The following is a 13,071-nucleotide window of genomic DNA, read 5'->3' as shown; positions in this document are numbered from 1 at the left end:
CCCCCGGCTGGCGCGACACTATCTTGCACAACATGCATGATATCCCCGAAACTTTCCAAAACTGGTTTGCCGCTAAAGGCTGGTCAATCCATCCCCACCAGCAGGAAATGCTTGCCCGCGCCGATGCTCCGGCATTGCTGCTGATCGCACCCACAGGCGGGGGCAAGACACTTTCGGGCTTTTTGCCAACACTCATCGATCTTGCCGGACAGGATCATGACGGAATGCACACGCTCTATATCTCTCCGCTCAAGGCGCTGGCCGCGGATATCAAACGAAACCTCACCACGCCGGTGACAGAGATGGGCCTGAACATCCGAATCGAAGAGCGGACCGGCGACACAACCGCCAGCCTGCGCAAACGTCAACGCGCCGACCCGCCCCATATTTTCTTAACCACTCCCGAAAGTCTTGCACTACTAGTCAGCTACGAAGACGCGCCGCGCATGTTTCGGGGCCTCAAACGGGTGGTGATCGACGAAATTCACGCTCTGGCAGAGTCCAAAAGGGGGGACCAATTGATGCTCGCCCTCGCGCGGCTCAATGCCATCTGCCCGGATCTCAAACGTGTCGGCCTTTCCGCTACGGTCGAGGATCCGGCCGCCATCGCGCATTTCATGGCCCGTCACCCGGATCCCTGCGAAATCCTTCTGGCCGATCCGGGGCCGCCCCCCGATATCCGGATGCTGAAAACAGACGAAGCGCCCCCATGGTCGGGCGGTGGTGCGGCCTATGCCATCCCTGCCGTGCTGGAACAGGTCAGGCAGCACAACACGACGCTTATCTTCCACAACACCCGCGCGCAGGCCGAGATTTTCTTTCATAAACTCTGGCTTGCAAACACCGAAAGCCTGCCCATCGGCATCCATCACGGCAGCCTTGACCGCACCCAGCGCGCCCGTGTCGAGGCCGCGATGGTGCGCGGTGATCTGCGCGCCATTGTCTGCACAGGCTCTCTTGATCTGGGTATCGACTGGGGTGATGTTGATCTGGTGATCCAGATCGGCGCGCCCAAAAACGTCAAACGACTTGTCCAACGGATCGGCCGCGCCAACCACCACTACAATGCCCCCTCAAAGGCGCTTCTCGTCCCTGCCAACCGCTTTGAAGTGGTTGAATGTGTCGCCGCCCTTGAGGCTGTTCTCGACGGCGAACTTGACGGGGAGCCGCGCGGCGCAGGCCCGCGGGACGTACTCTGCCAGCACATCCTGATTTCAGCCTGCGCCGGCCCGTTTGACGCCGACACCTTGTTCCGGGAGGTTACATCCGCCGGCGCATACAGCGCCCTCAGCCGCGCCCGGTTTGATGCCTGCCTCGATTTCTGCGCGACCGGCGGCTATGCCTTGCGCGCCTACGACCGCTGGCAGCGCTTGATCCAGCGGCCCGATGGGATGTGGCAGCTGCGCGATCCGCGCGCCGCGCGCAACATCCGCATGAACATCGGCACCATACAGGACACAGACACCCTCAAGGTGCGCATGAAGCGCAACCGTGGCGGCAAACCGCTTGGCGAAATCGAAGAAGGCTTTGCCGCCACGCTCACTCCGGGCGACACGTTTCTGATCGGCGGACAGATCGTGAAATACGAAGGCTTGCGCGAAATGATTGTGGAAGTTTCGCGCGACAGCGCCAAAAAGCCCAAAGTCGCGACCTTTATGGGCACCAAATTCGCCACATCAACCCAGCTATCTGCCCGCGTACAGCGGATGTTCGCCAAGGACAGCTGGCCCGAACTGCCCGATCACACCGCGCAATGGCTGCACCTGCAACGCGAACGCAGCCAGCTTCCCCAATCGGGCCGTCTGCTGATCGAAAGTTTCCCGCACGAGGGCCGCGCGCAAACGGTGATCTACGGCTTTGCAGGGCGTAACGGACAACAAACACTGGGCCTGCTGCTGACCAAACGGATGGAGGAATTGCACCTCCACCCGCTCGGATTTGTCGCAACGGATTACGCGACCCTGATCTGGGGACTTGATTTCGTAACCGATCCCGCACCCCTGCTTGATCCCGATGCCCTGCACAACGGCTTTGAGAATTGGCTCGCAGGTAATGCCGTAATGAAACGCACCTTCCGCGCCAGCGCCACCATTGCCGGATTGATCGAGCGCAACAGCCCGCAAGCGCGCAAATCGGGGCGGCAAGCGACTTTCAGTTCCGACATCCTGTACGACACCTTAACCAAATATGATCCGGATCACCTGATGCTGGACATCACCCGCGAAGAAGCCCTGCGCGGACTGGTCGATTTTGGCCGGATAGAAGAAATGCTGAACCGCACGAAGGGTCGCATTGATCACCTGACGCTTGCGCAGGTCACACCATTAGCTGCACCTATGTTGATGGAAATGGGCCGTGTTCCCGTGAAAGGCGCAGCGGAGGAGCGACTGCTGGCAGAGGAAGCGCGCCGTCTGATGGAACATTCGGGCCTTGCACAAATTACGCCTGCACCGTCAGATCAGCCGCGCTGGCGCGCCAAGCAATGATCATCCCTTGCGGTTGGGCTTGCAGTGTTTCAAACCGTTAACCATGAACGGTTATAACTTCACCCTTTCCGGTGCGCGTCTGGTGGCGCTGGGGTCCGGCGCGCTTTGGTGGCCGGACGAAAACCTGTTGGTTGTCAGTGACCTGCATCTGGGCAAATCCGAGCGGATTGCGCGGCGCGGGGGCACTTCCCTGCCCCCGTATGATATCCGCGATACACTCAACCGCCTCGCCGCCGACCTGGCCCTGTGCCACGCGCGCACTGTCGTGTGTCTGGGCGACAGCTTCGATGATCTGACCGCTGCCCAAACCTTGCCGCAGGAAGAACGCCACTGGATTTTGCGCCTGCAAGCGGGGCGGCGCTGGGTCTGGATTGAAGGCAACCACGATCCGGGACCGGTCGAACTGGGGGGGGCGCATCTGGCTGAATTACCCCTGCCTCCGCTAACTTTCCGCCACATCGCGCACGACCATGCAACCGGCGAGGTATCGGGCCACTATCATCCCAAAGCCGCTGTTAACCTGCGCGGGCGCGCCATCACCCGTTCGGCGTTTTTGATTGACACAAACCGCGTGATCCTGCCTGCCTATGGCACCTATACCGGTGGCCTCCATACGCAAACACCGGTATTGTCCGCCCTTATGCGCCCCGAAGCGATTGCCGTTCTAACCGGCCCCGTGCCCACAGCCATACCAATGCCGAGGTAACCCATGGATCAAACAAGCATAGACCGCATCAAACAAAGCTTTGCAGCGCAAACAATGATGGCGACGCTGGGCGCCCAACTGGCCAGGGTCGAGCAGGGTCTGGTGCGGATCACCGCGCCGATTTTGCCCTGTGCAAAGCAACAACAGGGGCTGGGCCACGGCGGGCTGACGTTTTCAATCGGCGATGTTGCGTGCGGGCTTGCAGCCCTTTCCATGATGCCGCTGGATCAGGAAGTCGTCACCGCCGAGATAAAGATCAACATGCTTGCCCCCGCCCAGGGTGATCTGTTGATTGCAACGGGAAAGGTCGCCAAAGCAGGCAGACGGCTCAGCGTTGTTACTGCCGAAGTACATGCCGAAACTGCAAGCAACAGAACGCTGATTGCCATTCTGCAAGGCACGATGGTGCCTGTACCGCGCTAGAACAGTCCGGCACTTTGCACCGCACTGCGAAAGCTGCGGCTGACAGGTACATCGCTGCCATCCGACATCTGTAATACATCGCGCCCCTTTTCGCGACGGTGCCCTGTGACGGCATCGGGCGACACCCAATGCGAGCGATGCACCTGCACCCCTTGTCCGCGCAGCTCGGTCATCGCATCGCCCATTCGCATCAGGATCAGCTCGTTTCCCCGCTTGGTCACAACATTGAGATAGTGATCCTGCGCCTCGATCCTCACCAGTGGCGCGCGGGCCTGCAGTGGCAGGCGGTGCATAAAGGTATCAACTAACGGCGCGCCCTCATCATTTTCGCCAAAACCAACAGCCCAGATCACAAGATGCACTGCCGCCGTGACCAGCGCAACATTGGCAAGCAGTGAAACCGCGTTTGGAACACCGGCCCACCCCGCAAATATAAACATGTTGATAACGTACACGCACAACGACAGTACAAAGCAGGTCCAAACGGCGACAGCACCTTTGAGCCTATAGCCCCGCGCAAAAGATATCGCCGTCAAGCACAGCGCGATCGACCCACCGACAATCCCGCACCAATACAGCAATCGCGGCCACAGACCCAGCGCTTCCAATGTGCCGAAAGGCCCTGCCACACCGGCAACAACGCTCAGCGCGAACCAGATCAACAATGGCATACGAACTCTGTGAAATTCACGAAGCGTGAGTTGCATAGCCCCGTTCATCCTTGTCTTTCACGTATCATATATGCCGTTCACGTAAGGTTTCTGGCCCCCTGCAAGCCACTTTGCCATGACAGGCCAATCCGACACAACGAGGAATTGCCCGTGCCCCTTAGCCTGACCCTGACGCCTCTCGCCAATGCATCGTTGATGATCCAAATTCACACGATAATGGCCCTTGCCGCCGTGATCCTGACGCTGTGTATCTTTTCACTGCGCAAAGGCAGTCCGCTTCACCGTGTTCTAGGGTGGGCGTGGGTGGTGATGATGGCAACAGTTGCGCTCAGCAGTTTCTGGATAAACGAGGTGCGCCTGATCGGGCCATTCAGTCCAATCCACATTCTATCGCTCTTCACGCTGTGGGCCCTTATCTCGGGCGTGGCAGCCGCTCGCAGCCGCCGGGTCAAGGATCACAAGCGCCAGATGACGGCGCTTGTCTTTGGCGCACTGGTTCTCGCGGGGAGTTTTACATTACTTCCCGGACGGATCATGCACGCAGTTATCTCAGGCGGTTAGGCCTTCGGGCTCGGCCAAACCGTTAGCGCGACAGCAAGCGGTGATCGTATTGGCCAGCAGACACGCAATGGTCATCGGCCCCACACCGCCGGGCACGGGAGTGATGGCACCGGCAACTGCCGCACAGCTTTCATAATCCACATCACCCACCAGCCTGGTCTTGCCTTCACCTTTTTCCGGCGCATCAAGACGGTTGATGCCGACATCAATCACCGTGGCCCCTTTCTTCATCCAGTCGCCCTGCACCAGTTCAGGACGCCCGACAGCAGCAACCACAATATCGGCACGGCGCACAACATCAGCCAGATCCTTGGTCCGGCTGTGCGCAATAGTTACGGTTGCGCTGTCATTCAACAGCAGCTGCGCCATCGGTTTGCCCACAATATTGGAGCGACCGATCACCACCGCATCCATCCCCGAGATTGAGCCATGGTGATCGCGCAACATCATCAAACACCCCAGCGGCGTACAAGGCACCATGCTTTTCTGGCCTGTCCCCAACAGACCCACGTTCGATACATGAAACCCGTCAACATCCTTGGCCGGATCGATCGAATTGATCACCAGATCTTCATTCAGATGCTGGGGAAGCGGCAGTTGCACCAGAATACCGTGGATTTCAGGATCGTTGTTTAACTGCTCGATCAGCGTCAGCAGCGCGTCCTCGGACGTGTCCGCATCCAGTTTGTGCTCGACCGATTTCATACCGACCTCAACCGTCATCTTCCCTTTAGAGCGCACATAAACCTGCGAGGCCGGATCTTCACCCACCAGCACCACCGCCAGACCGGGTGTGATCCCGTGATCGTCTTTCAGACGTGTCACATGCGTAGCAACCTGCCCCCGCACCCGCGCCGCAAATTCCTTACCGTCAATAACTGTCGCAGCCATTGCCCCACATCCTCTCTTCATTTTTCCTCTAAACTCATGGCCGGCAGGCCAAATCGGGGCAAAGGGTTCACCCTTTGCCCCGATTTCCCAAACAGAATCCGCCGATCAGAACAAGCCTTCGACATCACCATCGGCATTCAACTTGATGTTCTCGGCTGAAGGCGTGCGCGGCAGGCCCGGCATGGTCATGATCTCACCACAGATCACCACCACAAAACCCGCACCAGCCGACAGGCGCACTTCGCGCACCGGCACAGAGAACCCCACAGGCGCGCCGCGACGGTCAGGATCGGTGGTAAAGCTGTATTGCGTTTTCGCCATACAGACCGGCAGATTGCCATACCCTTGCGCTTCCCAATCTTTCAACTGGTTGCGAATTTTCTGATCCGCCAGCACCTCGTCCGCGCGGTAAATCTTTTTGGCAACTGCTTCGATCTTCTGGAAAAGCGGCATGTCGTCGGGATAAATGGGCTCGAAATTGGCCTCTCCGGCATCGGCAATTTCGGCCACGCGGGTGGCAAGGTCTGCAGATCCTTCCGATCCAAGCTCCCAGTGGCGGGACAAGACCGCTTCGGCCCCCTGAGCAGCCACGTAATCCTTGATTGCCTGCACTTCTGCGTCTGTATCGGTTACAAAATGGTTGATCGCCACAACCACCGGCACACCAAACGATTTCACATTCTCAACATGACGCCCGAGGTTTGCACAGCCTTTCTCAACCGCCTCAACATTCTCTGTGCCCAGATCGGCCTTGGCCACGCCGCCGTTCATCTTCATTGCACGCACGGTAGCAACAACCACCACAACCGACGGCGCCAGTCCGGCTTTGCGGCATTTTATGTTCATAAACTTCTCGGCACCCAAATCGGCACCAAATCCTGCTTCGGTCACCACATAATCCGCCAATTTTAGTGCAGTCGTCGTGGCAATAACCGAGTTGCAGCCATGCGCGATATTGGCAAACGGGCCACCGTGTACAAACGCGGGGTTGTTTTCCAATGTCTGGACGATGTTCGGCTGCATTGCATCTTTCAACAGTACCGTCATCGCACCATCCGCCTTGATGTCGCGGCAATAGATGGGCGAGCGGTCACGACGATAGGCCACAATCATCGCGCCAAGACGCTCTTGCAGATCTTCCAGATTTTTCGCCAGACACAGGATCGCCATCACCTCGGAAGCAACAGTAATATCAAAACCGGCCTCACGCGGGAAACCGTTGGAAACACCACCCAAAGACGCGGTAATCGTGCGCAACGCACGGTCGTTCATGTCAACAACGCGGCGCCATACAACGCGGCGCGCGTCAATCTCCAGCTCATTACCCCAATAGATGTGGTTGTCGATCATCGCCGACAGCAGGTTATGCGCGGATGTGATCGCGTGAAAATCGCCTGTAAAGTGCAGGTTCATTTCTTCCATCGGGACAACCTGAGCGTAACCACCACCTGCGGCACCACCCTTCATCCCGAAGTTCGGCCCAAGTGACGCTTCGCGGATGCACACACATGCATTTTTGCCGATACGGTTCAGACCATCACCCAGACCCACGGTCGTTGTCGTCTTGCCTTCACCAGCAGGTGTCGGGTTGATCGCGGTCACAAGGATCAGCTTGCCGTCCTTACGGTCCTGAACCGAATTTATGAAACTCTGGCTCACCTTCGCCTTGTCATGGCCGTAGGGCAGCAGATCATCCGAAGAGATACCCAGCTTTTCGCCGATCTCCTGAATGGGTTTCTTGTTCGCTTCGCGCGCAATCTGAATGTCGGTTTTGAAAGCCATGGTTTACCCCGTTTTGTGCTGGTTTGGCAGATTCTTAAAAGTGTGTACAAGGGCCTGACGCGCAGACAGGTCTGGATTACGACATTTATCACGCGCGTTGCGGCGCGGCCCCACGACAATCTTTCCTTTTGGAAACCTGTAGCACCAGCCGTTTCCGATCATGCACCCATATCTTCCGCGAAATTTCCGGTCAGATCATTCCTGGCGCCCATGGCCGTTGGTCGGGAATATGCAGGCGCAGTTTTTCACCGATGCGCAGCACGCCTTCCCGTTCGACCCATGCGGTTACGCCGCGCCGGCCTTTGGCCGCGTTTTTTACCGCCTTTCCGTGGCCTGGCATGTCTGCCTCAATGCCCCGCGCTGGCAACATGCAGGGGCGGTTTTCCATATCGACAACGATCGTCGCGCCGGATTCTGCCTGCAAGCGCGATGAAGGCGGCACATAGGTGAAATCCGCGATCCCCTCGATCACCATCGTTGCGCCCATATAGCCGGGGTCCAGCGCGGCCACATCAATGCCCGCTGCGATAACGGCCAGTTCTTCCGCGCTCATCACGCACAACTGACGGGTGTTGCGGATTTCCGTATCACGGGGATATTGCGACAGCACGCGGCTACAGGAAGGGCGGGTCAGCCCGCCGTGGTCTTCCTCCTCCGGCCCCGCATAAGTGAGGGTCAGTGCCTCACGCGGCATTGCTTTCAGGCTTGCCGCACGGTCCGGCACAACCCCGAGCCATCTGATCGTCGCATAGTGTTCTGTTGGGATCAGTGCAGGCATTTAATGCTCCTCGTTTTGCGCACAGCGCAACCAGACGTCCAAGAAGGAAAGGCCCCGCAATATGCGAGGCCCATGAGTATTTGTAGCGTGTCTTTAATCAAAACCGATCAAACAGATGGCTCAGGCTCCATCCCGCCGGAAGGGGGGGATTTTTTGCCCTTGGCCTTTGGAATGGCGGTGACGCTGGGAGCAGAGCCGCCGTCAGATGTATCGTCATCCTCAGGCTCGGCGGGCGGCTTGCCTGCCATGACGCGTTTGATTTCGTCACCGGTCAGGGTTTCGTATTCCAGCAATCCTTGCGCCAGACGCTCGAATTCTTCCGCGTTATCCTCGATCAGCTTATAGGCCAGCGCATATCCTTCATCGATGATCCGCTTCACTTCTGATTCGATCAGTTCTTTGGTCGACGCGGAAACGCTGAAGCCGCCAGCCCCGCCGTTGGCCTGATACCCTGCTGCCGCTTCCTGATAGTCGATATTACCGACCTTGTCAGACATGCCATAGCGCATCACCATCGCACGGGCCAACGCGCTGGCCTGCATGATGTCACCAACAGGGCCGGACGAGACACTGTCCGGACCGTATTTGAAAATTTCAGCCGCTTTGCCCGCCATGGTCATGGCAATCCGCTCTTCGGCTTCGTCCTTGAACATCTGCAACTTGTCCATTTCAGGCAGGCTCATCACCATGCCCAAGGCACCACCGCGCGGGATAATCGTGGCTTTGTACACCGGATCACATTTCGGCAGCTTGATACCGACAATCGCGTGGCCAGCTTCGTGATACGCTGTTTTTTCCTTCTGGTCCTGCGTCAGCACCATCGAGCGGCGCTCGGCACCCATCATGATTTTGTCCTTGGCGGATTCAAAATCCATCATCGCGACAAAACGGCGGCCCACACGTGCGGCAGTCAACGCCGCCTCGTTCACAAGGTTCGCAAGGTCTGCACCGGAAAAGCCCGGGGTGCCGCGCGCAATAATGCGCAGATCAACATCAGGGCCAAGCGGCGTTTTGCGCGCATGAACGCCCAGAATTTTCTCACGGCCTTTGATATCGGGGTTGCCAACGGTGACCTGACGGTCAAAACGGCCGGGACGCAGCAATGCAGGGTCCAGCACGTCTTTACGGTTTGTGGCCGCGATGATGATAACACCTTCGTTGGCTTCAAAACCGTCCATCTCGACCAGCAACTGGTTGAGGGTTTGTTCACGTTCGTCGTTACCGCCGCCGTAACCGGCACCGCGTGAACGGCCTACAGCGTCGATTTCATCAATGAACACAATACAGGGCGCGTTCTTTTTCGCCTGCTCGAACATGTCACGCACGCGACTTGCCCCCACACCCACAAACATTTCGACAAAGTCGGAGCCGGAAATAGTGAAGAACGGCACACCTGCCTCGCCCGCAATGGCACGGGCCAGCAATGTTTTACCCGTACCGGGAGGGCCTTCAAGCAAGGCACCTTTGGGGATTTTACCACCAAGGCGGCTGAATTTCTGCGGGTTGCGCAGGAATTCTACGATCTCTTCCAGTTCTTCCTTCGCTTCATCAATGCCTGCCACATCATCAAACGTCACACGCCCGTGCTTTTCGGTGAGCATCTTGGCCTTGGATTTTCCAAAACCCATGGCACCGCCTTTACCGCCGCCCTGCATACGGTTCATGAAATAAATCCACACACCGATCAGCAGAAGTATGGGAAGCAGCGAGACAAGGAATGTCTGCAAGCCGCTTTCCTGCTGGCTCTCTGCACGGAAAGGAATGCTGTTATCGGTCAGCAGCTTTGTAACCTCTGCATCGGTCGGTTTGATCGTGATATAATCGCTTCCGTCTGACTGGCGAAAGCGCACCTGCTCACCGTCCAGCGTTACGTTGCTGACATTGCCGTTTTCAACGGATGTCACGAAATCTGAATAGCTGATCTCGCGGTTTTGCATATTACTGCCGCCGCCGCCGTTGAACAGATTGAACAACGAAAAGACGAGAACAAGCAATACAGCCCAGAATGCAAGATTGCGGAAATTGCCCAACGAAACTCTCCTGAATACATCTCAGCCGAGGGGACTCCTCCGACTACTTCCCTAAGATAGAGACTGACGCGGTTAGTTCAATGCGAAAGCAGGAAAGAGGCGAAATCTGCGACGATCTGTGCTGTCCAGTCGCGATTGTACCCTGCCAGCGGCACCGCAACGGGTGTTTCACCCCGCCAAACCGCAGGAGATGCCATTAAACTGCGTCGCGGCACACCGGTTTCGCGCCAGTCGGGGATGTCATTCACAGCCCCGCCCAATGCACGGATGGACAGATCATGCGCATGGGGGCCGTTTAACGCCCATCGCGAATCCCACAGCGCGCCCGTGGGGGTGCAGGTGTTTTTCACCGCGTTATATTCGCGGGTGATACGCAAATGGTGCTGCCGTTTCATAATCACACAGCCCGACAGGGTGACGCGCTGCTTTCGGTGCAATTCACACTCCAGATCACGTACCGAAAACTTGCGCGGCGGATAAGCGCGCGACCCAACCCATTGCAACGCAGCCCCCCACAACCGCCGCCTGATATCTTCGGGAACCGTCTGCAACATTGACAGTGGAAACAGCAAATCGCCTGCCTGTTGTGTCACATGCCGCTCGGCTTCGACGCGCGTGTAATGTGCCAGCGCGCTTTGTGCCTGCCTTAGCGCGGTGGCGGTGTGCTGGATGCTGCCGGGGGTCACGCCTATTTCGGCCAGTGCGGGCAATACGCGGCGCGCTTTTGTACGGGTATAGCGGGGATCATCATTGCTGGGGTCTTCCACCCAATGAATTTCATGCCGCACCAAATATTTGCGCAGATCTTCCCGTCGATGCTGCCCCAACGGACGGGCGAACAAAACGCTTTCGCGCTGAAAACACCGCTCCATTTCGGACAAACCGTCAACACCCGCTGCCCGTCCCAGTCGCATGATGAAATTTTCGGCGCTGTCGTCAAGGGTATGGCCCAAAGAGATGCCGCCAATGCCGCGCTGACTGGCCCAGTGCGCCATCAGCGTATATCGCCCATCGCGTGCAGCTGCCGCCAGATTGCCGGCACCTTTCGGCTTTTCCCACGTCAGAATGTCATGCGGCACTGCCAAGGAGCGACACATCTGCGCAACGCCATCCGCTTCGGCGCGGCTTTCCGGGCGCAGTCCGTGATCCACTGTGACCGCAGCGATGGGGTGGCCGGTTTGCACCGACCAGCGCGCAAACAGATGCAACAACGCCATGCTGTCTCCACCGCCAGAAACGGCAATGCCGATACGTCCGGGCAAATCGTTCTGAAACGCAGCATCAACCGCTTGCAGCAGCGCGCAATCAGCGCCCTGCTGCTGCACCCAGTTTTGGTCTAGCCGCATCCGAGCTTGCTCCGCTCGCCCTCCGCGCTTGTTGCTGCTGGCGTATCGGGAAAGCGTACAGGCACTTCGGCCAGTGTCACACAGGCTTCCGATGTCTGGCCAAGCACACCGAGCGCGGCGCCCAGCTTGTACAGCGATTCAGGCGCGTTAGGCCCTGTGGGCGCAGCGCCAAAGCTTGCCAGATAGGCCCGCGCGGCTTCGCGTGTGTCTCCGACACTTTCCAGCGCATCCCCGCGACGCAGCTCGGCTTCCGCCGCTAGCGGAGACCCGGGGTAGGCCTGATTGAAGGCCGCAAACTGGTCTGCGGCGGCGCGAAAGTCACCTGATGCGAGCGCCTCCTGCGCCCGCTTGAAATCGTCTTGCTCGCCCACGGCGAGCTGGCTTGTGTTGGTTTCAGGTACGGGTGCCGGTGCGGGTGCCGTGGCCTGATCCGCACCCCCCAATGTTGTCGTCTCGCCCAGCGATGAAATATCACCGCCCTCCAGCTCTACCAGACGAAACTCAAGATCGGCAATCCGGCGGGTGCCGTCATCGACAATGCGATTGATGCGGAACTCAAGCTCTTCTGTCTTTGCGGTCACCCGCGACAACTCGCTTTCCATTGCATTCACACGCTCCAGGACAGAAGCAGGCAGTTGCACACCGCCTGCGGTGCCGGTTGTCGCCAGTTCGCGTTTGAGCTTGGTCATCTCGACATTCAGCACGGTCAGCTCCTGCCGGATATCGGCAAGGGTTTGCGCATCCTGCGCAACGGCACCCATCGGAACCGCCCCCAGAACAACGGCAAAGATAAAAGCAAAACGCATCATCCGGTTCCCCTACTTAGCTTGTTTGACCACCGGCCAGCACAGTGACCGCGCGGCGGTTTTTGGCATAACATGCCTCGTTCGAGCAAATCTCGATCGGGCGTTCCTTACCATAGCTGACAACCCGCAGGCGGGATGCAGGCACGCCTTTGGACAGCAGATATTCACGCACGGCATTTGCGCGGCGCGCACCAAGGGCAAGGTTGTATTCGCGCGTGCCCTGCTCGTCCGCGTGGCCCTCGATGATCGCCTGATAATCGGAGTTTGTCATCAGCCAGCCAGCCTGACCGTCCAGCGTGCTGCGCCCTTCGGCCGTCAGCGTTGACTGGTCAATCAGGAACAAGACGCGGTCCCCGACGGTCTGGTTGAAATAGGCCGTTGAGGTGGGATCATTCGCACTGCCCGGAACGATGCCGTTTAACCCTGCGGTTCCCGCCGGATTGGCAGGGGTGCTGAGGGCATCATCATTGCCGAAACGGTTTGGATTGGTACAGGCAGACAGCGCAACGGCCGCCACCAGAAGGCTCATGGGTAGGAATTTCATCTGTCTCGATCTCGCTTAAGATTTTTTATTGTTTCCCCAAGCTAGCA

General features: G+C 58.2%; 12 protein-coding genes. 4 read left to right on the top strand and 8 right to left on the bottom strand.

The window, feature by feature from the left end:
• Positions 1-32 precede the first annotated feature (32 nt).
• From OS189_RS14655 to OS189_RS14645, 3 genes are read left to right on the top strand one after another with little or no spacing between them, the layout of a single operon-like run.
• Entirely contained in the window at positions 33-2,486 is a 2,454-nt protein-coding gene (locus OS189_RS14655; RefSeq protein ID WP_267168076.1) for a ligase-associated DNA damage response DEXH box helicase, read from the top strand.
• A gap of 43 nt (positions 2,487-2,529) precedes the next feature.
• Positions 2,530-3,192, top strand: coding sequence for a ligase-associated DNA damage response endonuclease PdeM (gene pdeM / locus OS189_RS14650; protein ID WP_267168075.1), 663 nt, complete (start codon positions 2,530-2,532; stop codon positions 3,190-3,192).
• Between the two features lie 3 nt (positions 3,193-3,195).
• Positions 3,196-3,615: a PaaI family thioesterase gene (locus OS189_RS14645; protein WP_267168074.1), complete on the top strand. Its 420-nt coding sequence runs from the start codon at positions 3,196-3,198 to the stop codon at positions 3,613-3,615.
• On the opposite strand, the gene OS189_RS14640 is transcribed toward OS189_RS14645, so the two are convergent.
• A complete protein-coding gene (locus tag OS189_RS14640; protein ID WP_267168073.1) occupies positions 3,612-4,286 on the bottom strand; it encodes a LytTR family DNA-binding domain-containing protein in 675 nt (224 codons plus the stop codon). The genes OS189_RS14645 and OS189_RS14640 overlap by 4 nt on opposite strands.
• A gap of 150 nt (positions 4,287-4,436) precedes the next feature.
• Between OS189_RS14640 and OS189_RS14635 the strand changes: the two genes are divergently transcribed.
• Positions 4,437-4,847 (top strand): DUF2306 domain-containing protein, encoded by a 411-nt coding sequence (locus OS189_RS14635; protein WP_267168072.1) that lies wholly within the window; start codon positions 4,437-4,439, stop codon positions 4,845-4,847.
• Here the strand turns inward: OS189_RS14635 and folD are convergent.
• The 7 genes from folD to pal form a co-directional block, all read right to left on the bottom strand.
• Positions 4,836-5,738, bottom strand: coding sequence for a bifunctional methylenetetrahydrofolate dehydrogenase/methenyltetrahydrofolate cyclohydrolase FolD (gene folD / locus OS189_RS14630; RefSeq protein WP_267168071.1), 903 nt, complete (start codon positions 5,736-5,738; stop codon positions 4,836-4,838). The genes OS189_RS14635 and folD overlap by 12 nt on opposite strands.
• 105 nt (positions 5,739-5,843) lie before the next feature.
• Entirely contained in the window at positions 5,844-7,520 is a 1,677-nt protein-coding gene (locus OS189_RS14625; protein ID WP_267168070.1) for a formate--tetrahydrofolate ligase, read from the bottom strand.
• 190 nt (positions 7,521-7,710) lie between these two features.
• Complete coding sequence (locus OS189_RS14620) at positions 7,711-8,298, bottom strand: MOSC domain-containing protein (RefSeq protein WP_267168069.1); 588 nt, start codon at positions 8,296-8,298, stop codon at positions 7,711-7,713.
• 107 nt (positions 8,299-8,405) lie between these two features.
• Positions 8,406-10,328 (bottom strand): ATP-dependent zinc metalloprotease FtsH, encoded by a 1,923-nt coding sequence (ftsH, locus tag OS189_RS14615; protein ID WP_267168068.1) that lies wholly within the window; start codon positions 10,326-10,328, stop codon positions 8,406-8,408.
• 77 nt (positions 10,329-10,405) lie between these two features.
• Complete coding sequence (gene tilS, locus OS189_RS14610; RefSeq protein WP_267168067.1) at positions 10,406-11,674, bottom strand: tRNA lysidine(34) synthetase TilS; 1,269 nt, start codon at positions 11,672-11,674, stop codon at positions 10,406-10,408.
• Positions 11,665-12,480: a tol-pal system protein YbgF gene (gene ybgF / locus OS189_RS14605; RefSeq protein ID WP_267168139.1), complete on the bottom strand. Its 816-nt coding sequence runs from the start codon at positions 12,478-12,480 to the stop codon at positions 11,665-11,667. The genes tilS and ybgF overlap by 10 nt, the downstream gene beginning before the upstream one ends.
• Before the next feature lie 16 nt (positions 12,481-12,496).
• Entirely contained in the window at positions 12,497-13,024 is a 528-nt protein-coding gene (gene pal, locus OS189_RS14600) for a peptidoglycan-associated lipoprotein Pal (RefSeq protein WP_267168066.1), read from the bottom strand.
• Positions 13,025-13,071: the final 47 nt, after the last annotated feature.

The organism is Sulfitobacter sp. F26169L, assembly GCF_026410285.1.
GTDB lineage: Bacteria > Pseudomonadota > Alphaproteobacteria > Rhodobacterales > Rhodobacteraceae > Sulfitobacter.
Note: the sequence above shows the minus strand (reverse complement) of the source record. Positions and strands in the feature narration are given on the sequence as shown.

What these genes read in the sequence shown, in the direction of transcription:
- OS189_RS14640 (WP_267168073.1), bottom strand. Translation starts at nt 4,286, where the DNA reads ATGCCATTGTTGATCTGGTTCGCGCTGAGCGTTGTTGCCGGTGTGGCA.
- OS189_RS14620 (WP_267168069.1), bottom strand. Translation starts at nt 8,298, where the DNA reads ATGCCTGCACTGATCCCAACAGAACACTATGCGACGATCAGATGGCTC.
- pdeM (WP_267168075.1), top strand. Translation starts at nt 2,530, where the DNA reads ATGAACGGTTATAACTTCACCCTTTCCGGTGCGCGTCTGGTGGCGCTG.
- tilS (WP_267168067.1), bottom strand. Translation starts at nt 11,674, where the DNA reads ATGCGGCTAGACCAAAACTGGGTGCAGCAGCAGGGCGCTGATTGCGCG.
- OS189_RS14645 (WP_267168074.1), top strand. Translation starts at nt 3,196, where the DNA reads ATGGATCAAACAAGCATAGACCGCATCAAACAAAGCTTTGCAGCGCAA.
- OS189_RS14655 (WP_267168076.1), top strand. Translation starts at nt 33, where the DNA reads ATGCATGATATCCCCGAAACTTTCCAAAACTGGTTTGCCGCTAAAGGC.
- folD (WP_267168071.1), bottom strand. Translation starts at nt 5,738, where the DNA reads ATGGCTGCGACAGTTATTGACGGTAAGGAATTTGCGGCGCGGGTGCGG.
- ybgF (WP_267168139.1), bottom strand. Translation starts at nt 12,480, where the DNA reads ATGCGTTTTGCTTTTATCTTTGCCGTTGTTCTGGGGGCGGTTCCGATG.
- OS189_RS14625 (WP_267168070.1), bottom strand. Translation starts at nt 7,520, where the DNA reads ATGGCTTTCAAAACCGACATTCAGATTGCGCGCGAAGCGAACAAGAAA.
- pal (WP_267168066.1), bottom strand. Translation starts at nt 13,024, where the DNA reads ATGAAATTCCTACCCATGAGCCTTCTGGTGGCGGCCGTTGCGCTGTCT.